Origin of the sequence: Actinomadura syzygii (genome assembly GCF_008085905.1) — a bacterium.
Classification (GTDB): domain Bacteria; phylum Actinomycetota; class Actinomycetes; order Streptosporangiales; family Streptosporangiaceae; genus Spirillospora; species Spirillospora syzygii.
Window position 1 is genome coordinate 194,676 of sequence record NZ_VSFF01000011.1, and the last position, 20,400, is coordinate 215,075.

The window sequence follows — 20,400 nt, forward strand, 5'->3', positions numbered from 1 at the left end:
GGGAAGAGTGGAGTAGAGTGGGGCGCCGTGGGGCGCGGTAGCGACCCATGCGGCGCGGGAGGTGGGGCCGGTGTTCCTCGGCACCCATTCACCGCGTCTCGACGACAAGGGACGACTGTTCCTGCCGGCGAAGTACCGCGAGGAGCTGTCGGGGGGATTGGTGATCACGAAGGGCCAGGAACGCTGCCTGTACGTCTTCCCCATGGCGGAGTTCCAGCGGATTACCGAGGCTCTGCGTGCCGCGCCGGTCACCGAGAAGGCCGTGCGGAGCTACAGCCGGGTCTTCTTCGCCAGTGCGTCCGACGAGGTGCCCGACAAACAGGGCCGCGTCACGATCCCGCCGCCGCTGCGCAAGTACGCGGGGCTCACCCGCGACTGCACCGTCATCGGAGCCAACACGCGCTTGGAGATCTGGGACGCCCAGGCCTGGGAGACCTACCTGGAGCAGGAGGAGGAGACGTTCTCCGACGTCTCGGAGGAGGTGTTGCCAGGGATCCTCTGAGACACGACTCGTCGGTCCGATGACCGGCAATGGCCCACGTTCGGCCAGGTCTCCAGCCGCTCTCCTAGCCATCTGGCGCAGCTTCCCCGGCGCCAGGCGGCGACCCCCGCGCAACGTCGCGGTGAAACTTCCTCCAGGGCAGCGGATGGGGACCTGGCCGGGCGAGGCCGCCGCCGGGGGGTTCGGAATCGGTCGTCCGGCCGGCGATGCCACGCAGTCCGCGAGCTAGGTGGCAACAGCACTGGGGGTGAAGCATGGACGTGGGAGACCACGCGCCCGAGAACCGGGGGCCCGCGAGCGGCCACGTGCCGGTCATGCTCGGCCGCGTCCTCGCGATCCTCACTCCCGCGGCGCTCGCCGTCACCGGCCGCGACCCCGTATACCTCGACGCCACCCTCGGCATGGGCGGGCACGCCGAGGCCATGCTGCGGGAGGTCCCGCGGCTCCGGCTCATCGGCCTCGACCGCGACACCACGGCGCTGGAGCGATCCGCCCGCCGGCTCGCCCCGTTCGGCGACCGCGTCACGCTCGAGCACGCCGTCTACGACGAGATCCCGGCGGTGCTCCGCCGGCTCGGCGTCCCCTCGGTGGACGCCGTCCTGTTCGACCTCGGCGTCTCCTCCCCGCAGCTCGACGAGGGCGAGCGGGGCTTCGCCTACTCCTACGACGCGCCCCTCGACATGCGGATGGACCGCACCCAGCGGCTCACCGCGGCGGAGGTCGTCAACGGGTACCCGCCCGCCGAGCTCGCCCGCATCCTGCGCGAGTACGGCGAGGAGCGATTCGCCCAGCGCATCGCGGCGGCGATCGTCCGCGAGCGCGAGCGCGCGCCGCTGGAGTCCACCCGGCGGCTCGCCGACCTGGTGCGCACGTCCATCCCGGCCGCGACCCGCCGCACCGGCGGCAACCCGGCCAAGCGCACGTTCCAGGCGCTGCGCATCGAGGTGAACGGCGAGCTGGAGATCTGGGGCCGGGCGCTGCCCGCCGCGCTGGACGCGCTCCCGGTCGGCGGCCGGGTCGCCGTCCTCAGCTACCACTCCCTGGAGGACCGGCTCACCAAGCGGGTCCTCGCCGCCCAGGCGGCCGACACCACCCCGCCGGACCTGCCCGTCCCGCTGCCCGAACACGAACCGAGGTTCCGGCTTCTAACACGCGGGGCGGAACTGCCGTCCGACGAGGAGACCACGACCAACCCACGGGCCGGATCAGTGCGGCTCCGCGCTGCCGAGCGCGTCAGGGAGGCCCGATGACCGCAGCGAAGCGAGGATCTTCGGGGCCCCGTCCCGGGGGCCTGGGGGTCGCCCCCCGGAAAGGCACGGCGACATGACGACGATCAGTACGCGGCCTGCGAAGGGCAAGGCGAAGCGGGTCCGGCGGACGGCCGCCGAGTCCGCGGCCGCGCGGACCCGGGCCGCCACCGGCGCCCCCGCGACCAAACCCGCGACGGCCAAACCCGCGACGACCAAGCCCGCCACGAAGGAGCCCGCGAAGCCCGCCACGAAGACGACGGCCAAGCCCGCCGCCAAGACCGCTCCGCAGACCACGACCAAGCCCGCCGCCAAGTCCGGCGCGAAGCGGGCCTCGGCCAAGGAAGCGGCGCGGCCGGCGGTGGCGCGGCGGGCCGCGCCGCGCGCGCCGTTCGTGCTGCTCATCGTCGGGCTGCTCGGCGGTGCCCTGGTCAGCCTGCTGCTGCTGAACACCGTCCTGGCGAAGGACGCGTTCACGCTGTCGCGGCTCCAGCAGAGCAACAAGCAGCTCGAACAGCAGCGGCAGGCGTACGAGGCGGACATCGCCCGCGGCGGCTCGCCGGAGGGGCTGTCGAACAAGGCGAAGGCGCTCGGCATGAGGCAGCCCGGCGAGATGGCCTTCTTCAACCCCGACACCGGGCGGGCGGGCGGCGGCACGATCCAGCCCGTCCCGCGCGAGGCCGCCGCGGCGGCAAGCGCGGCGGGCGTCGTCGGCGTGCCCGGAACCGTGGTGCCGGGCGACGGCGTGCCGCCGTCCGTGCTCGCCGGGGCCGGACCCGGAGCGCCGTGAGCGGGCGCGGCGAGGAGCGGGGGGCACGGTGACGAAACGGCCGGGACGCGGGACCCCCGGGCCTCCGCCCGGCCGCGGACGCGGCTCGGACGGCGCGGGACGGCCGGGCACGAAGGGCAGCGCCGCACGCCGTCCCGCGCGCAGCGGCATGATCCCCGTCCCCCGCAAGAACGCGCCGCGCAAGGACACGCCCCCTAAGGAAAGGCCCCGCAAGGACACGCCCCGCAAGGAGACACCGCGCAAAGAAGCCGCGCGCAAAGAGACGCCGCGGAAGGAAACAGCGCGCAAGGAAACAGCGCGCAAGGAAGCGGCGAAGAAAGAGGCGCCGCGGAAAGAGGTCGCGCGCAAGGACGCTGCGCAAAAGCAGAAGGCGACGGCGCGTAAGGGCACGCAGACCGGTCGGGATAAGAAGGCGCCGCAGCGGAAGGCGGCCGCCTCCGGCATGGGCGGGACGGTGCGCACCGCCCCCGCACGGCCGAAGAGCGGCGGCGGCGGTCCGCGCGGCCCGCGTCCCGGAGCGGGACGGCGGCCCCCCGGCCGCCCTCCTAAGCCGCGCGTCCCCTTTCACCGCCGCGACCCGCTCAAGCGGCTGAACGTCGGCCTGCTCGTCATCGCGTTCGTGCTGTCCCTGTTCGCGGGGCGGCTCGTCCAGCTGCAGACGATCGAGTCCGGCAAGTACACCGCGCAGGCGATGCTGACGCGGCTCCAGCGGATCGAGCTGCCCGCCGTCCGCGGCGACATCACCGACGCGCAGGGCCATCCCCTCGCCATGACGGTGGAGGCGCGGGCGATCACCGCCGACCCGACCCTCATCAAGCCGGAACGGCGGCAGCAGGTCGTCAACGCGCTGGCGCCGACGCTCGGGCTGAACGCGGCGACCGTGCTGAAGCAGATCAGCAAGACGAACACCCGGTTCGTGTACGTGGCGCACGGCGTCCGGCCCGACCAGGCCCGGCTGATCGTCTCGTGGGACCTGCCCGGTATCGGGACGCGCCTGGAATACCGCCGCGAATACCCCAACGATTCACTGGCCGCGGGCGTCATAGGGTTCGTGAACGACACGGGGAACGGCGCCGCCGGGCTGGAGAGCTCGCTGAACGGCGTGCTCGCCGGGCGCGGTGGCTGGCAGCGGGTCGAGATCAGCCCGGAGGGGCAGCACATCCCCATGGGCGAGGACCAGAAGGTCCCGTCCAAGCCCGGCCACGGCGTGCGGCTCACCCTGCAGCGCGACCTCCAGTTCATGGCGCAGCAGGCGATCGAGAGGCAGGTGCGGGCGACGCGGTCGCAGAGCGGCAGCGTCATCGTCATGGACTCGCGCACCGGACGGCTCCTCGCCATGGCGTCCGCCCCCGGCTTCGACCCGAACAGCTACGGCCGGTCCGACCGGCGGCTGTGGGGCAGCCCGCTGGTGCAGGAGGCGTACGAGCCGGGCAGCACCGGCAAGGTCGTCACGGCCGCCGCCGTCATGGAGCACGGCGGCGTCACGCCGCACACGCCGTACACCGTCCCCGACCGGATCAACAAGTACGACCGCGTGTTCAACGACTCGCACCGCCACGCGCCGGAGCGGCTGACGTTCGCGGGGGTGCTCGCCAAGTCCAGCAACGTCGGCACCATCCTCGCCAGCGAGAGCATCTCCGCGCAGCGGCTGTACCAGACGATGCGCGACTTCGGGTTCGGGCAGAAGACCGGCCTGCCGCTGCCCGGCGAGACGCCCGGCCTGCTGAGCGCGCCCGCGAAGTGGTCGGGCGTCGACCGCTACCCGATCGCCTTCGGGCAGTCGATGTCGGTGAACGCGGTGCAGATGGCGAGCGTGTACGCGACGATCGCGAACGGCGGCGTCCGCGTCGCGCCCACCCTCGTCGAGGGCACCGTGGGCGACGACGACCGGTTCACCCCGGCGCCCGCGCCGCGCCGCACCCAGGTGATCAGCGCGCGGACGGCCAAGCAGATCAGCGACATGCTGGAGGGCGTCCCGACCGCCGAGGGCACCGCGCCGAAGGCGCAGATCGAGGGCTACCGCGTCGCGGGCAAGACCGGCACCGCCCAGATCGTCAACCCGCGCTGCGGCTGCTACAAGGGCGGCGGCTACACCGCGTCGTTCGCCGGGTTCGCCCCGGCGGACGATCCGCGCCTCGTCGTGCAGGTCGTCCTGCAGAACCCGAAACGGGGCAGCCACTATGGTGGCGATGCGGCGGCCCCCGTCTTCAAGGACGTGATGAGCTTCGCGCTTCAGTCCCAGCGGATCCCGCCGACGGGGAGCAGGCCGCCTACCGTCCAGATCTACGCCCGAGACTGACCGCAGCGAGTACTCTCCTCGCCTGTGAGCCCACCACGACCCGTGCATAAACCGTCCCGTTCCGCTCGTACCGAAAGTGACGTCATGCGTCCCACCACCAATCCGGCCCGTCCGCTGACCGGGCTCGCGGCGCTCCTCGGGATCGAGCCGGACGGCTGGGACGACGTGTCGGCGACGGGCATCACCCACGACTCGCGGGCGGTGCGCCCCGGCGACGTGTACGCGGCGCTGCCCGGCGCCCGCGCGCACGGCGCCCAGTTCGCGGCGCAGGCGGCGGAGGCGGGCGCGGTCGCGGTCCTCACCGACCCGGACGGCTACGACCGGGCCGCGGCGACCGGGCTGGCGGTGCTGGTCGTGGCGGACGTCCGGGCCAGGCTCGGCGACGCCGCCTCCTGGGTGTACGGGGAGCCGGGACGCGACATCACGCTGATCGGCGTCACCGGGACGAGCGGCAAGACCACCACCGTCTTCCTCCTGGAGGCGGGCCTGCGGGCCGCCGGGATCGAGACGGGCCTGATCGGCGGCGTGGAGATCCGCGTCGGCGGCGACCGGGTGCCGAGCGCGCTGACCACGCCGGAGGCGACCGACCTGCACGCGCTGCTCGCGATGATGCGGGAGCGGGGCGTCGGCGCGGCCGCGATGGAGGTGTCCAGCCACGCGCTGGCGCAGGGCCGGGTCGGCGGCGCCGCCTACGAGGTCGCGGTGTTCACGAACCTCTCGCAGGACCACCTCGACTACCACCCGACCATGCAGCACTACTTCCACGCGAAGGCGAAGCTGTTCACGCCGGAGTACTCGCGCGTCGGCGTCGTGAACCTCGACGACCACCACGGCCGCGAACTGCTGGAGATCGCGACCGTGCCGACGACGACGTTCTCCGCGTCCGGCGACCCGGCGGCCGACTGGCGCGCCGAGGACGTCCGGGTCGGCGCGGACGGCAGCGTGTTCCGCGTCGTCGGCCCCGGCGGCATCGAGGCCGACGGGGCGGTCGGGCTCGCCGGGCCGTTCAACGTCGCGAACGCGCTCGCCGCGATCGTGGCGCTGGTGGAGGCGGGCATCCCGCTGCAGGCCGCCGTCCGCGGGGTGGCGTCCCTGCCGGGCGTGCCGGGCCGGCTGGAGCGGGTGGACGAGGGCCAGGAGTTCGTCACCCTCGTCGACTACTCGCACAAGCCGGGCGCCGTCGAGGCCGTGCTGACCGCGCTGCGCCCCGTCACCGAGGGCGAGCTGACCGTCGTCCTCGGCTGCGGCGGCGACCGCGACCGGGGCAAGCGCCCGCTGATGGGGGAGGCCGCCGCGCTGCTCGCCGACCGGGCCTTCTTCACGAGCGACAACCCGAGGTCGGAGGACCCGCTCGCCATCCTCGCCGCTATGGTCGAGGGCGGGCTCAAGGTGCCGCGGTCCGAACGCGCGCACATCGTGGTCGAGCCGGACCGCGCCGCCGCGATCGAGCTGGCCGTGGCCCGGGCGCGCCGGGGCGACGTCCTCGTCGTCGCGGGCAAGGGGCACGAGCAGGGCCAGAACGTCGCGGGCGTGGTGCACCCGTTCGACGACCGGGAGGTCGTCCGGGACGCGCTCCGCCGCCGTTCGAGCCGCCATCCGAGAGGGACAAGAGGGGACGGGACGCAGGCGTGATCCCACTTCCGCTGTCGGCGATCGCGGAGATCACGGGGGGCGGGCGGCACGGGCCCCCGGACGCCGTCGTGCGCGGTCCCGTGGTGATCGACTCCCGCGCGGCCGGGCCGGGGGCGCTGTTCGTCGCGCTGAAGGGCGAGCGCGCGGACGGGCACGACTTCGCGCCCGCCGCGTTCGCCGCCGGGGCGGCGGCCGTGCTGGCGCAGCGCCCGGTGGACGGACCGTGCGTGGTCGTCGACGACGTCCAGGAGGCGCTCGGGCGGCTCGCCCGCGGCGTCCTCGACCGGCTCCCGGACGTGACCGTCGTCGCGGTCACCGGATCGGCGGGCAAGACGTCCACGAAGGACCTCATCGGGCTGCTCGCGGAGCGGGCCGGGCCGACGATCTTCCCGCCCGGGTCGTTCAACAACGAGATCGGGCTGCCGCTGACCGTGCTGCGCGCCGACGCGCAGACGCGGCGCCTCGTCCTGGAGATGGGCGCGCGTGGGATCGGTCACATCGCCTACCTGACCGGGATCGCGCGGCCGGACGTCGCGGTGGTGCTGAACGTCGGCACCGCGCACGTCGGGGAGTTCGGCGGCCGGGAGAACATCGCCCGCGCCAAGGGCGAGATCGTCGAGGCGCTGCCGCCGGACGGCACCGCCGTGCTCAACGCCGACGACCCGCTGGTGGCCGCGATGGCGTCCCGCACGGCCGGGGCCGTCGTCACGTTCGGCCGGTCGGCGGACGCGACCGTCCGCGCCCGGGACGAGAGCCTCGACGACCAGGGCCGGGCCCGGTTCACGCTGGTCACGCCGGAGGGGTCCGCGCCGGTGGCGCTGCGGCTGCACGGCGCGCACGCCGTCCCGAACGCGCTCGCCGCGGCGGCCGCCGCGCGCGCGACCGGGATGGCCACGGCCGAGATCGCCGCGGGCCTGGCGGAGGCCGTGCCGATGAGCCGGTGGCGGATGGAGGTCACCGAGCGGGCCGACGGGGTGACCGTGGTGAACGACGCCTACAACGCGAACCCCGACTCGACGCGCGCCGCGCTGGACGTCCTCGCGCACATGGCCCGGGGCCGCCGCGCGTTCGCCGTCCTGGGCGAGATGGCCGAACTGGGAGACTCGTCCCCGGCCGAGCATGCCAAGATCGGTGCGCACGCCGCGCGGTGCGGGCTCGCCGGGCTCGTCGTCGTCGGCGCGAACGCGGCGCCGATCGCTGACGGCGCGGCGCAGGTGGGGTCATGGACGGGAGAGTGCGTGCAGGTGGATGACGTCGGCGCGGCGGTGACCGCGATCGGCGGGCGGCTCGCGCCGCCGGACGTCGTGCTGGTCAAGGGCTCCCGGGTGGCCGGTCTCGAACGGGTCGCCGAAGCGATACTCGCGGAGGGCCTCCAATGACCAACATCATCATCGCGGCAGGGGTCGCGCTGATCTTCGTGATGGTCGGGACGCCGGTGTGGATCCGGATCGTCCAGCGGCTCGGCTACGGGCAGATGATCCGCGACGAGGGCCCGGAGGCGCACCTCAACAAGCGCGGCACCCCCACGATGGGCGGGACGGTCTTCATCGTCGGCTCGCTCGTCGGGTACGCCGCCGCGCACCTGTTCACCGGGACCGAGCCGACGATCTCCGGCGTCCTGGTGCTGTTCCTGATGACGGGCCTCGGCCTCGTCGGGTTCGTGGACGACTACATCAAGGTGTTCAAGCAGCGCAGCCTCGGCCTGCGCAGCGGCGCCAAGATGATCGGCATCATCCTCGTCGGGGTGGTGTTCGCGGTCGGCTCGCTGAACTTCCCGAACGGCTACGACATCACCCCCGCCGACCCCCACCTGTCCTTCCTGCGCGACTTCGGCCCCTCGATCGGCCCGTACCTGTTCGTGGTGTGGGCGCTGCTGCTCATCGCGGCCATGTCCAACGGCGTGAACCTCACCGACGGGCTGGACGGCCTCGCCGCGGGCCCCGCCGGGATGGTGCTCGCCGCCTACGTCATCATCGGGAACTGGCAGCTCCGCAACAGCTGCACCGACTTCGCCCTCGCGCCGAACTGCTACAGCGTCCGCGACCCCCTCGACCTCGCGGTCGTCGCCGCGGCCGTGCTCGGCGGCGTGTTCGGCTTCCTGTGGTGGAACGCGCCGCCCGCGAAGATCTTCATGGGCGACACCGGCTCGCTGGCCCTCGGCGGCGTCCTGGTCGGCCTCGCGATCCTCACCCGGACGCAGTTCCTGCTCGCCATCCTGTGCGGGCTGATCGTGATGATCACGCTGTCGGTGATCATCCAGGTCGGCGGGTTCAAGATGACGAAGAAACGGGTGTTCAAGATGGCCCCGCTGCAGCACCACTTCGAGCTGTCCGGCTGGGCCGAGACGACGATCGTGGTGCGCTTCTGGCTGATGTCCGCGCTGTTCGTCGCGATCGGCATCGGCCTGTTCTACCTGGAATGGATGCCGAAGAAGTGACCGACCGCCCATCCGCCGGCGGCGCGTCCGCCGGGAGCGCCTTCGCGGGCCGCGCCGTCTGCGTCGCCGGGCTCGGCGTGTCCGGCCGCGCCGCCGCCCGCGTGCTCGCCGCGCACGGCGCCCGCGTCACCGCCGTGGACGCCCGCGACGACGCGGCGCAGCGCGCCCGCACCGCCGAGTTGGAGGCCCTCGGGGTCGAGGTGCGGCTCGGCGACGGCGACTCCCTGCCCGCGGGCACCGAGCTGGTCGTGACGTCGCCGGGCTGGCGCCCGGACACCCCGCTGCTCGCCGCGGCCGCGGCCGCCGGGATCGAGATCATCGGCGAGGTCGAGCTGGCGTGGCGGCTCCGTCCCGAGAACGCCGCGCCCTGGCTCGCGATCACCGGGACGGACGGCAAGACCACCGTCGTCCGGATGCTCGCGTCCATGCTCACCGCCGCCGGGTACAAGGCCCTCGCGGTCGGCAACGTCGGGACGCCGATCGTGGAGGCCGTCTCCGAGCCGTACGACGTCCTCGCCGTGGAGCTGTCGAGCTACCAGCTGCACTGGTCCAGCTCGATCCGCCCGTTCGCCGCCGCCGTGCTGAACGTCGCGCCCGACCACCTCGACTGGCACGGCTCGATGGAGGCGTACGTCGCCGCCAAGTCCACGATCTTCGCGCCGGGCTGCGTCGCCGTGTTCAACGCCGACGACGACACCTCCACGGCGCTGGCCGACCGCGCCGAGGGCGTGGAGCGGCGGGTCGGCTTCACCCTGCGGGTGCCGCGTCCCGGCGAGTTCGGCGTCGTCGAGGAGCTGCTGGTCGACCGGGCCTTCACCGGCGACCCGGGGACCCAGGCCGTGGAGGTGGCCGCGCTCGGCGACGTCCGCCCGTTCGCACCGCACAACGTCGCGAACGCGCTCGCCGCCGCCGCGCTCGCCCGCGCGTTCGGGGCGCCGGCCGACGCGGTCCGGGACGGGCTGCGCGCGTTCGTCCCCGACCCGCACCGCATCCAGCACGTCGCGGACGTCGCGGGCGTCGCCTACGTCAACGACTCCAAGGCGACGCAGCCGCACGCGGCCGCCGCGTCCCTCGCCGCCTACCGCAACGTCGTGTGGATCGCGGGCGGCCTGCTCAAGGGCCTGGACGTCGACGACCTCGTCCGCTCGTGCGCCGGGCGGCTGCGCGGCGCCGTGCTGATGGGCCGCGACCGGCACCGGCTCGCCGAGGCTCTCGCGCGACACGCCCCGGATGTCCCGGTCGTGGACGTCCCCGACACCGACACTGGGGCGATGGACCGCGTCGTGACCGAAGCCTCCGGGCTCGCCCGCCCCGGGGACACCGTGCTGCTCGCGCCCGTCGGGGCGTCCTTCGACATGTTCACCGACTACCCGGCGCGCGGCGACGCGTTCATCGCGGCCGTCGGGCGGCTCGCCGACGCGCGCCGCGCGGCCGGCGGCCCGGTGCGGCCGGGGCCGGCCGGCGGCGCGGCGCGGGACGCCGACTAGCCGTGGCCGCCGCGACCGGGGAGGGGAGCGGCGGACGTCCGGGGCCGCGGGAGCAGGTGGTCGCCGCCGTCGGGCTGCTCGACCGTCCCCTCACGTCCTACTACCTGGTGCTGGGCTGCTCGGTGATGCTGCTCGCGCTGGGGCTGACGATGGTGCTGTCGGCGTCCAGCGTCAAGCAGCTCCAGGAGACCGGGTCGGCGTACACGCTGTTCCAGAAGCAGGCCGTGTGGATGGCGATCGGCCTGCCCGCGATGTGGGTCGCGTCCCGGCTGCCGGTGAAGACGTTCCGCGCGCTGGCCTACCCCCTGCTGCTGCTGTCGGTCGTCGCGCTCGGGCTGGTCCTGATCCCCGGGCTCGGCCGCAGCGCGGGCGGCGCGACCCGCTGGGTCGACCTCGGGCCGGTGCAGATCCAGCCGTCGGAGCTGGCGAAGCTCGCGCTCGTGCTGTGGGGCGCCGACCTGCTCGCCCGCAAGGAGCGGCTCGGCCAGCTCACCGAGTGGCGGCCGCTGCTCGTCCCGCTGATGCCGGGGGCGGGCGCGCTGGTCCTGCTCGTGATGCTGGGCAGCGACCTCGGGACGACCCTCGTCCTGCTCACCATCTTCCTCGGCCTGCTGTGGGTCGTCGGCGCGCCCGGACGCCTGTTCGTCGGCATCGCCGGGCTGGTGTGCCTGCTCGTGTCGATCCTCATCGTCGTCGAGCCGTACCGGATGCAGCGCCTCACCGGGTTCCTCGACCCGTCCGGGAACCAGCTCACGACCAACTACCAGGGCACGCAGGGGCTGTACGCGGTCGCGTCCGGCGGGCTGTTCGGGACGGGCCTCGGCGAGGGCCGCGCCAAGTGGGACTTCCTCCCGCACGCCGAGACCGACTTCATCTTCGCCATCGTCGGGGAGGAGTTCGGCCTGGTCGGGACGCTCGTCGTCCTCGGCCTGTTCGGCCTGCTCGCCTACGCGGGCCTGCGGATCGCCCGGCGGGTGAAGGACCCGTTCACCCGGCTCGCCGCCGCCGGGGCCACCGCCTGGCTGGTCGTGCAGGCCGTCGTGAACATCGGCGCCGTCATCGGCGTGCTGCCCATCACGGGGATCCCGCTGCCGCTCGTGTCCTACGGCGGCTCGGCGCTCATCCCGAGCCTGTTCGCGCTCGGGATGCTGCTCGCCTTCGCCAAGCGCGAGCCCGGCGCGCGGCAGGCACTCTCCGCACGGGGCCCCGGACCGGTCGTGAGGGCTCTAAGCTGGCTGGGTCTGGCACGGCGCTGAATCCCCCCTTCTGAACACGCTGAGGAGTTGTCAACGAGCATGAGGGTTGTCCTGGCCGGCGGCGGCACCGCCGGACACATCGAGCCCGCCCTGGCCCTCGCGGACGCGCTGCGGCGCAACGACCCGAACACCGGGATCGTCTGCCTCGGCACGGAACGGGGGCTGGAGACCCGGCTCGTCCCGCAGCGGGGCTACGAGCTCGCGCTGATCCCACCGGTGCCGCTGCCCCGCACGCTGACCCCGCAACTGCTGTCGGTCCCCGGCCGGCTGCGCGGGGCGATCAACGCGGCGGCGGCCATCCTCGACCAGGCGCGGGCGGACGTGCTGGTCGGGTTCGGCGGCTACGTCGCGACCCCCGGGTACCTCGCCGCGCGCAAGCGCAAGGTGCCGATCATCGTCCACGAGGCGAACCCGAAGCCGGGCCTCGCCAACAAGCTCGGCGCCCGGTTCACCGAGCACGTCGCCGTCTCGCACGCCGACTCCCCGCTGCCGAACGCGACCTTCGTCGGCATCCCGCTGCGCCGCGACATCGCCACGCTCGACCGGCTCGCGACGGGCGACAAGGCGCGGTCCTACTTCGGCCTGCTGCCCGACCTGCCCACCCTGCTGATCTTCGGCGGCTCGCAGGGCGCCCGGTCGCTGAACCAGGCCGCGGTGGCCGCCGCGCCGTACTTCCGGCAGGCGGGCATCCAGGTGCTGCACATCGTCGGGCCGAAGAACACCGAGGAGCCCGAGCCCGCGTCCGGCGGCCCGCAGTACGTCACGATCCCCTACTGCGACCGGATGGACCTCGCCTACGCCGCCGCCGACATGGCCATGTGCCGCGCGGGCGCGATGACCTGCGCGGAGCTGGCCGCGGTCGCGCTGCCCGCGGTGTACGTGCCGCTGCCGATCGGGAACGGCGAGCAGCGGCTGAACGCCGAGCCGATCGTCGCGGGGGGCGGCGGGATGCTCGTCGACAACGCCGACCTGTCGCCCGACTGGATCGCCCGGCACCTGCTGCCCGTGCTCGCCGACCCGGGCCGGGTCGCGGCCATGTCCGAGGCCGCCGGGCGGATGGGCCGCCGGGACGCCGACGTCGCGCTCGCCCGGATGGTGTACGACGTCGTCCACGCGGCGGGCGCCGCCCGATGAGCCTGATCGATCCCCGCGACGCGGTGCCCGCCGGCGAACTCGGCCGGGTCCACTTCATCGCGATCGGGGGCGCGGGGATGTCCGGGATCGCCCGGATCATGCTGCGCCGCGGCATCGCCGTGTCCGGCAGCGACGCCCGTGACTCGGAGCTGCTCGCCCAGCTCGCCGAGCTCGGCGCGAAGGTCTTCGTCGGGCACGACGCCGCGCACGTCGGCGACGCCGACACGGTCGTCGTGTCCACCGCGATCCGCGACTCGAACCCGGAGCTCGTCGCCGCGCGGGAGCGGGGACTTCGCGTTTTGCACCGTTCCGAGGCGCTGGCCGCGCTGATGGCCGGGCGGCGCGCGGTGACGGTGGCGGGCACCCACGGCAAGACGACGACGACGTCGATGCTCACCGTCGCGCTCCAGCACGCGGGCGCCGACCCGTCCTACTGCATCGGCGGCCAGCTCGTCACCACCGGCCTCGGCGCCGACGAGGGCTCCGACGACGTGTTCGTCGCCGAGGCCGACGAGAGCGACGGCTCGTTCCTGCGGTACTCCCCGCAGATCGCGGTCGTCACCAACGTGGAGGCCGACCACCTCGACAACTACGGCGCGTTCGAGCAGGTCAAGGAGAACTTCGCCGCGTTCGTGGGGCGCGTCGTCCCGGGCGGCGCGCTGGTCGCCGGCGCCGACGACCCCGTCGCCCGCGAGCTCGCCGCCGCCGCCCGCGAGCGCGGCCTGACCGTGCTGACCTACGGCGAGGCGGCCGACGCCGACCTGCGGATCACCGGGTTCACCCCGCGCGGCCTCGGCTCGCGCTTCGAGATCGAGGGCCTCGGCGAGGTGCGCCTGGAGGTCCCCGGACGGCACTACGCCCACAACGCCACCGCCGCCGTCGCGGTCGCGCGGCTGCTCGGCCACGGCTTCGACGCGGTCCGCGCGGGCCTCGCGTCCTTCACCGGGTCGATGCGGCGGCTGGAGCGCAAGGGCGAGGCGGGCGGCGTCGAGGTCTTCGACAGCTACGCCCACCACCCGACCGAGCTGACCGCCGACCTGGAGGCCACCCGCGACTACCTGCGCGGGAAGGACGGCGGCGGCCGCCTCGTCGCGGTCTTCCAGCCCCACCTGTACAGCCGCACCCGCTTCTTCGCCGCCGAGTTCGGCGCGGCGCTCGGGCTCGCGGACGCCGCCGTCGTCCTCGACGTGTACGGCGCCCGCGAGGACCCGGAGCCCGGCGTCACCGGCGCGCTCGTCGCCGACGCCGTCCCGGGCGGCACCCGCGCGGTGTACGCGCCGGTCCGCGACGAGGTCCCGGCCGTCGCCGCGTCCATCGCCCGGCCCGGCGACGTCGTCATCACGCTCGGCGCGGGGGACGTGACGCAGCTCGGCCCACTCATCCTCGACCGGCTCGCGAACGCCTGACCTGGCGAGACACGCCGGGCCCCGCGCGGTCGGCGGCGTCCGGCGGCGCGGCTGCCAAGCTGAGGCCATGACCGATACCGGGACGAGCCGACCGGGCGCCGCCGCCCCGGCGGCCGGGCGCCCCCGCCCGAACCGGTGGAAGGCGATCTTCGTCACGCTGCTGGTGCTCGGCGCGCTCGGCCTCGTGACGTGGGTGCTGCTCGGCTCGCGGCTGCTGGTGGTCCGGCACGTCGAGGTGACGGGGGAGCATCTCGCGTCCCGCGACCGGATCGTCGGCGCGGCCGGGATCGACCTCGGCACGCCGATGGCGCGGCTCAAGACCGGCGCGGTCGCCGAGCGGGTCGAGGGGCTGCGCGAGGTCGAGTCGGCGGACGTGCGGCGGCAGTGGCCGGGGACGGTCCGCATCGTCGTCCGCGAGCGGGTGCCCGTCGCCGTGTACGAGCGCGGCGGCCGCTACTACCGGATCGACCGGCACGGCGTCGTCGTGGCCGACGACGAGTCGCGGGTGTCCGGGCTTCCGGTGCTGGCCGTCGCGTCGCCCGGGCCGTCCGACCGGGCGACGCTCGCGGCCCTCAGCGTGCTGTCCGACCTGCCGGAACGCGTGCGGGAGCGGCTCGGCGAGGTCGCCGCGACCGGCCCGGACGCGGTCACGCTGACGATGGCGGGCGGCCAGACGGTGGTGTGGGGCGGCGCGGAACGGGCAGAAGAGAAGATCCGGCTGCTGGACGCCCTGTGGCGCACCGCGGCGGGACGTGCCGTCCGCTCGGTGGACGTCAGCTCACCCGAGATTCTCAAGACCCGGTGACGGGGGGCGCGGTGGGCGGCCGTCCGGACGCGGCGCGTCATCGCCGGAGGCGGCCCGCGGATCGCCTCGGGTCCCGTCCCGTGTGTCGGGGCGATTCCGGGCGTCCGATGGGGCACGCTGGAACGACCGGCCCCGATCGGGCGGGCCGGCGCGGCAGAGGCGCGGACGAGGGGAGGCGACGGCGGCGTGAGCGGTGCGGGAACGCCCGGGCGGGCTTCGGCAACCAGGGCAAACCCGTGTCCAGTGCGACACGCCGGTGGAGTTCGGGGGAGGTTAGTTGACCCTGGCGGTAAGGCCGCCCTACTGTCCGTATCAGTCCTCAGGTTGACATAACTGTAAGCCTCAAGTTGAGGGTGAGGGTTCGGGGAGGGACCGGTCGTCGCGACCGGGTCACGCTCCGGGCGCGGCCCAGAAGTGCACACAGGTCAGGAAACACCGCGGCGGCACGGTCGGCAGACCGGGCAGGGCGGTCGGAGAGAGCGGAAAGGCCCCTCGTCGTGGCAGCACCGCAGAATTACCTCGCGGTCATCAAGGTCGTCGGCATCGGCGGCGGCGGCGTCAACGCCGTCAACCGGATGATCGAAGAGGGACTCAAGGGCGTCGAGTTCATCGCGATCAACACGGACGCCCAGGCGCTGCTGATGAGTGACGCCGACGTGAAACTGGACGTGGGCCGCGAGCTCACCCGCGGCCTCGGCGCGGGGGCGAACCCCGACGTCGGCCGCAAGGCCGCCGAAGACCACCGCGAGGAGATCGAAGAGGTGCTCAAGGGCGCCGACATGGTCTTCGTCACCGCGGGGGAGGGCGGCGGCACCGGCACCGGCGGCGCGCCCGTGGTCGCCAACATCGCGCGCTCGCTCGGCGCCCTCACGATCGGCGTGGTCACCCGCCCGTTCAGCTTCGAGGGCAAGCGCCGCGCCATGCAGGCCGAGGCCGGCATAGAGACGCTGCGCGACGAGGTCGACACCCTCATCGTCATTCCGAACGACCGGCTGCTGTCGATCTCCGACCGGCAGGTCAGCGTGCTGGACGCCTTCAAGGCCGCCGACCAGGTGCTCCTGTCCGGTGTCCAGGGCATCACCGACCTGATCACCACGCCGGGCCTGATCAACCTCGACTTCGCCGACGTCAAGTCCGTCATGTCCGGCGCCGGCTCGGCCCTCATGGGCATCGGCTCCGCGCGCGGCGACGACCGCTCGGTCGCCGCCGCCGAGATGGCGATCTCCAGCCCGCTGCTGGAGGCGAGCATCGACGGCGCGCACGGCGTGCTGCTGTCCATCTCCGGCGGCTCCGACCTCGGCCTGTTCGAGATCAACGAGGCCGCGCAGCTCGTCTCGAACGCGGCCGCGCCGGACGCCAACATCATCTTCGGCGCGGTCATCGACGACGCGCTCGGCGACGAGGTCCGGGTCACCGTGATCGCGGCCGGGTTCGACGAGGGGCGTCCGGCCAAGCCGACCCCCGAACCGGAGGCGAAGCGGCTGCCACCGCCGCCGCGCCCGGCGCCGTCGTCGGCCGGGGCCGGCGCGCCGTCCAACCCGATCCCGAGCCGGGTCGGACGGTCCGACTCCGGCGCGCACCAGACCGTCCCGCAGCAGCCGCACCAGTCGGTCGCGCAGGCCGCCGCCGCGCCGCAGCCCACCGCGCCCGCCCCGCCGCCGCGTCCGGAGAACCCGCCGCCGCCCGCGCCGGGCCCCGCGCACGGCCCCGCGCACGGCAAGGGCGACCGGCGCGACGAATCCGCACGTCCGGAGGGCGCGGGGCCGCAGCCCGGCCCGTCCGGCGACCCCGCCGGTCCCGGCGGCGACTCCGGCTCGCGCGCCCCCGCGCCGCGCGCCGCGTCCGAGCAGTCCCCGTCCCGCGTGCACGCGGGCGAGAACGACGGCGGGCCCGCCGCCTCCGGGCAGCGCCGCCGTCCCGTGGTGTTCGACGAGGACGACGACCTCGACGTCCCCGACTTCCTGAAGTGATCACCGCCGTCGCCCTGGGCGACGGCGCCGGCGCCGCCTTCACCGGCCGCGCCGGCGGCGTGAGCACCGCCCCCTACGACTCGCTCAACCTGGGCGGCGCGGTCGGCGACGACCCCGCCGCGGTCCGGGAGAACCGGCGCCGCGCCGCCGCCCTGCTCGGCGCCGACCCCCTGCGCACCGTCTTCATGCGGCAGGTGCACGGCACCGACGTCGCGTTCGCCGCGTCCCCCGACCTCCCCGGCCCCGTCGACGCCGTCGTCACGACCGTGCCGGGGCTCGTCCTCGCCGTCCTCGTCGCCGACTGCGCGCCCGTCCTGCTCGCCGACCCCGCCGCCGGGGTCGTCGGCGCCGCGCACTCCGGCCGCCCCGGAACGGCGGCCGGGGTCGTCCCCGCCCTGCTCAAGGCCATGGTCGAGCACGGCGCCGACCCCGCGCGGACGACCGCCGCGATCGGCCCCGCCGCGTGCGGCGCCTGCTACGAGGTGCCCGCCGGGATGCGGGACGAGGTCGCCGCCGCCGTCCCCGCCGCGTACTCGACCACGTCCAAGGGCACGCCCGGCCTCGACATCCGCGCGGGCGTCGCCGAGCAGCTCGCCGCCGGGGGCGTGTCCGAGGTGCGCGTCGACCCGCGCTGCACCATCGAGGACCCGGACCTCTTCTCCTACCGCCGCGAGGGCCGCACCGGCCGCTTCGCCGGATTCGTCTGGCTCAACGGATGACCGCTCCGCTCACCCCGGACGAGCGCCGGGCCGAGCTGGCGGACGGCCTCGCCGCCCTCCGCGCCCGGATCGGCGCCGCCTGCGCCGCCGCCGGACGGGACGCCGCCGAGCTCACGCTGATCGCGGTGACCAAGACGTTCCCGGCGTCCGACGTGCGGCTGCTCGCCGGGCTCGGCGTGACGGAGGTCGGCGAGAACCGCGACCAGGAGGCCCGCCCGAAGGCCGCCGAATGCGCCGACCTCCCGCTCACCTGGCATTTCGTCGGACGGCTCCAGACCAACAAGGCGCGCGCCGTCGCCGGGTACGCCGACGTGATCCACTCGGTGGACCGATCCAGGCTCGTCCGCGCCCTGTCCGACGCCGCCGCCCGCGACGGGCGAACGCTCCGTTGTCTCGTGCAGGTCTCGCTCGACCCCGCCGAGGCGGCGGAGGGCCGCGGCGGCGCCGCGCCGGACGCCGCGCCCGGCCTCGCCGACGAGATCGCCGCCGCGGACGCGCTGGAACTCGGCGGCGTGATGGCCGTCGCGCCGCTCGGCGCCGACCCGCGGCCCGCCTTCGCCCGGCTCGCCGAGGTCGCGGCGGACATCCGGCGGAACCATCCGGACGCCCGGATCGTCTCTGCGGGTATGAGCGGCGATCTGGAACAGGCGATCGCATGCGGCGCGACACACCTGCGGGTCGGTACGGCGTTGCTCGGCGGCCGACGGGCAATCGTCAGGTAATGTCCCCCGAGTGGTGCCTGCCCTGACGCGGGCCGCCACGACGGACAGTCCACCGGCGGCGCCGGACGCGCCCGCAGCCGCCACCACAGGACCTGGAGGGGCGTATGGCCAGCGCGATGCGCAAGATGGCGGTGTACCTCGGCCTTGTGGAGGACGACCGGTACGACGAGAAGTACGGCGACTACGACGAGTACGAGGTCTACGACGAAGAGCCCGACACCGGTCAGGGCCGTCGTCGCGAGGACGAATCCGGCGGTCAGCTTACCCGAGCCGACGAGACCGCGGACCGCGATCGCGACCATCACTCCACGTCCACCATCGAGCGACGCTCCGTCTCGCTGTACGAGTCCGGTACCACCGACCTTGCGCGCATCACTACGCTGCATCCAAGGACCTACAACGAGGCGAGGACCATCGGCGAGCACTTCCGGGAGGGCACGCCCGTGATCATGAACCTGACCGAGATGGTCGACAGCGACGCCAAGCGTCTGGTCGACTTCGCGGCGGGTCTCGTGTTCGGGCTCCATGGGAGCATCGAGCGTGTTACGAACAAGGTGTTCCTGCTGTCGCCCGCGAACGTGGAGGTGACCGCGGAGGACAAGGCCCGGATGGCGGAACGAGGGTTCTTCAACCAGAGCTGAGAGCCACATGCGAGAGTACCCGTGAACATCGTTGGAACCGTGCTGCAGGCGATCCTGTACTTCTTCCTCCTGTTCCTCATCGGGAGGTTGATCCTGGAGGTCCTGCAGTCGTTCGCCCGGCAGTGGAAGCCGAGCGGCGTGGTGCTGGTGATCGCGGAAGCGACATATACCGTCACCGATCCGCCGCTTAAATTCCTCAGGCGCTTCATCCCGCCCATACGACTGGGTAACGTGGCGCTGGACCTCAGCTTCACCGTGCTCATCCTTGTGGTCTGGGTCTTGATCATCTTCGTGCAGAGGCTCTGATCGGATACCGTCCTTCCGGACAGACTCCAAGCGCGCCAAGGAGACGAACATGCCGCTGACACCCGCCGACGTGCGGAACAAGCAGTTCAGTACCACCCGACTGAGGCCGGGTTACGACGAGGAGGAGGTGGACGCCTTCCTCGACGAGGTCGAGGCGGAGCTGGACCGCCTCATCCAGGAGAACGAGGAGCTGCGGGCCAAGCTCGCCGAGTGCCTGCGCGGCAAGGTTCCCGCCATGGCCGCCCCGATCGTCGAGCCGAAGCCGGACGTCCAGAAGATCCCCGAGCCGCCGCGCCCCGAGCCGCAGCCGCAGCCCGAGCCGGAGCCCGTGCTCGGCGGCCTCGGCATGGCCTCCGCGCCCACCGGCGAGGACAACATGGACACTGCGGCCCGCGTCCTCGCGCTCGCGCAGCAGACCGCCGACCAGGCGATCGCCGACGCCCGCCGGGAGGCCGACGAGACGCTCGGCCGCGCCCGCCGCGAGGCCGAGGAGATCCTCGGCAAGGCCCGCCGGCAGGCCGACCAGATCGTCAGCGAGGCCCGGTCCCGCGCCGAGGCGCTCGACCGCGACGCGCAGGAGCGGCACCGCCAGGTCATGGGCTCGCTCGTGCAGCAGCGCGAGGAGCTCGAGCGCGAGGTCGACAACCTGCGCGCGTTCGAGCGCGAGTACCGCAGCCGTCTGAAGGTCTACCTGGAGGGTCAGCTCCGCGACCTGGAGGCGGGCAGCACCGAGACGGGCGCGTTCGCCGCCGTCCCCGGCGCGGCCCCCGCCCCGGCGCAGCAGACCGCCCCGCAGACCGGCCCGCAGGCCCTTCCGCACGGCGAGAACCGTCCCGCCACGGCGGGCGCCGCGGCCCCGTCGGCGCCCGGCGCGTTCCCGCCGCCGGCCGAGCACGCCGCCCAGCAGGTGCAGCACTCGGCCACCGGCGCCTTCCACAGCGGCGGCGGTGACAACCCGCCGCACGAGAGGCGCTGACGCCCCGCGTCCGGACGGTAGTGTGTCCCGATCGCCGCGGACGGCGTGCTCGCCGTCCGCGCGGCGCGGGA

At 74.1% G+C, this 20,400-nt stretch carries 18 protein-coding genes and 1 pseudogene; 18 read left to right on the forward strand and 1 reads right to left on the reverse strand.

What is annotated here, in order from left to right; genetic code table 11:
* The first annotated feature begins 70 nt into the window (after positions 1-70).
* The 3 genes from mraZ to ftsL all read left to right on the forward strand — a co-directional run bounded on the left by mraZ (position 71) and on the right by ftsL (position 2,539).
* Positions 71-502, forward strand: coding sequence for a division/cell wall cluster transcriptional repressor MraZ (mraZ, locus tag FXF65_RS28855; protein ID WP_148353194.1), 432 nt, complete (start codon positions 71-73; stop codon positions 500-502).
* A 254-nt stretch (positions 503-756) separates the two neighbouring features.
* The gene (gene rsmH, locus FXF65_RS28860; RefSeq protein WP_148353195.1) at positions 757-1,752 is read left to right on the forward strand and encodes a 16S rRNA (cytosine(1402)-N(4))-methyltransferase RsmH; all 996 of its coding nucleotides are present in this window, start codon (positions 757-759) and stop codon (positions 1,750-1,752) included.
* A 73-nt stretch (positions 1,753-1,825) separates the two neighbouring features.
* Positions 1,826-2,539: a cell division protein FtsL gene (ftsL, locus tag FXF65_RS46410; RefSeq protein ID WP_148353196.1), complete on the forward strand. Its 714-nt coding sequence runs from the start codon at positions 1,826-1,828 to the stop codon at positions 2,537-2,539.
* Positions 2,540-2,752: 213 nt separating this feature from the next.
* On the opposite strand, the pseudogene FXF65_RS46415 reads toward ftsL, so the two are convergent.
* A pseudogene (locus FXF65_RS46415) lies at positions 2,753-2,983 on the reverse strand (pentapeptide repeat-containing protein); the annotation flags it as partial.
* Here FXF65_RS46415 and FXF65_RS28875 point away from each other — a divergent pair.
* The 15 genes from FXF65_RS28875 (at position 2,982) to FXF65_RS28945 (ending at position 20,329) form a co-directional block, all read left to right on the forward strand.
* The gene (locus FXF65_RS28875) at positions 2,982-4,838 is read left to right on the forward strand and encodes a peptidoglycan D,D-transpeptidase FtsI family protein (protein ID WP_148353454.1); all 1,857 of its coding nucleotides are present in this window, start codon (positions 2,982-2,984) and stop codon (positions 4,836-4,838) included. The pseudogene FXF65_RS46415 and the gene FXF65_RS28875 sit on opposite strands and share 2 nt — an antisense overlap.
* Positions 4,839-4,922: 84 nt before the next feature.
* Entirely contained in the window at positions 4,923-6,470 is a 1,548-nt protein-coding gene (locus FXF65_RS28880; RefSeq protein WP_148353197.1) for a UDP-N-acetylmuramoyl-L-alanyl-D-glutamate--2,6-diaminopimelate ligase, read from the forward strand.
* Complete coding sequence (locus tag FXF65_RS28885) at positions 6,467-7,849, forward strand: UDP-N-acetylmuramoyl-tripeptide--D-alanyl-D-alanine ligase (protein WP_148353198.1); 1,383 nt, start codon at positions 6,467-6,469, stop codon at positions 7,847-7,849. The genes FXF65_RS28880 and FXF65_RS28885 overlap by 4 nt, the downstream gene beginning before the upstream one ends.
* Positions 7,846-8,907 carry a phospho-N-acetylmuramoyl-pentapeptide-transferase gene (gene mraY / locus FXF65_RS28890; protein ID WP_148353199.1) on the forward strand — a complete coding sequence of 354 codons (1,062 nt, stop codon included), beginning with the start codon at positions 7,846-7,848 and terminating at the stop codon, positions 8,905-8,907. The genes FXF65_RS28885 and mraY overlap by 4 nt, the downstream gene beginning before the upstream one ends.
* Positions 8,889-10,394, forward strand: coding sequence for a UDP-N-acetylmuramoyl-L-alanine--D-glutamate ligase (gene murD, locus FXF65_RS28895; RefSeq protein WP_148353200.1), 1,506 nt, complete (start codon positions 8,889-8,891; stop codon positions 10,392-10,394). The genes mraY and murD overlap by 19 nt, the downstream gene beginning before the upstream one ends.
* Positions 10,395-10,396: 2 nt before the next feature.
* Positions 10,397-11,650, forward strand: a complete 1,254-nt coding sequence (ftsW, locus tag FXF65_RS28900) for a putative lipid II flippase FtsW (RefSeq protein WP_148353201.1) — start codon at positions 10,397-10,399, stop codon at positions 11,648-11,650.
* Positions 11,651-11,689: 39 nt separating this feature from the next.
* Positions 11,690-12,784, forward strand: a complete 1,095-nt coding sequence (gene murG, locus FXF65_RS28905) for an undecaprenyldiphospho-muramoylpentapeptide beta-N-acetylglucosaminyltransferase (protein WP_148353202.1) — start codon at positions 11,690-11,692, stop codon at positions 12,782-12,784.
* Complete coding sequence (gene murC / locus FXF65_RS28910; protein ID WP_148353203.1) at positions 12,781-14,190, forward strand: UDP-N-acetylmuramate--L-alanine ligase; 1,410 nt, start codon at positions 12,781-12,783, stop codon at positions 14,188-14,190. The genes murG and murC overlap by 4 nt, the downstream gene beginning before the upstream one ends.
* Positions 14,191-14,257: 67 nt before the next feature.
* Positions 14,258-14,995, forward strand: coding sequence for a cell division protein FtsQ/DivIB (locus FXF65_RS28915; protein ID WP_148353204.1), 738 nt, complete (start codon positions 14,258-14,260; stop codon positions 14,993-14,995).
* Positions 14,996-15,492: 497 nt separating this feature from the next.
* Positions 15,493-16,965, forward strand: a complete 1,473-nt coding sequence (gene ftsZ, locus FXF65_RS28920; protein WP_148353205.1) for a cell division protein FtsZ — start codon at positions 15,493-15,495, stop codon at positions 16,963-16,965.
* Positions 16,962-17,684: a peptidoglycan editing factor PgeF gene (pgeF, locus tag FXF65_RS28925; protein WP_148353206.1), complete on the forward strand. Its 723-nt coding sequence runs from the start codon at positions 16,962-16,964 to the stop codon at positions 17,682-17,684. Before ftsZ ends, pgeF begins: the two co-directional genes overlap by 4 nt.
* Positions 17,681-18,406: a YggS family pyridoxal phosphate-dependent enzyme gene (locus FXF65_RS28930; RefSeq protein ID WP_148353207.1), complete on the forward strand. Its 726-nt coding sequence runs from the start codon at positions 17,681-17,683 to the stop codon at positions 18,404-18,406. Before pgeF ends, FXF65_RS28930 begins: the two co-directional genes overlap by 4 nt.
* A gap of 104 nt (positions 18,407-18,510) precedes the next feature.
* Entirely contained in the window at positions 18,511-19,047 is a 537-nt protein-coding gene (locus FXF65_RS28935; protein WP_148353208.1) for a cell division protein SepF, read from the forward strand.
* Positions 19,048-19,068: 21 nt separating this feature from the next.
* Complete coding sequence (locus FXF65_RS28940) at positions 19,069-19,353, forward strand: YggT family protein (protein ID WP_148353209.1); 285 nt, start codon at positions 19,069-19,071, stop codon at positions 19,351-19,353.
* Between the two features lie 49 nt (positions 19,354-19,402).
* Positions 19,403-20,329 carry a DivIVA domain-containing protein gene (locus FXF65_RS28945; protein WP_148353210.1) on the forward strand — a complete coding sequence of 309 codons (927 nt, stop codon included), beginning with the start codon at positions 19,403-19,405 and terminating at the stop codon, positions 20,327-20,329.
* Positions 20,330-20,400: the final 71 nt, after the last annotated feature.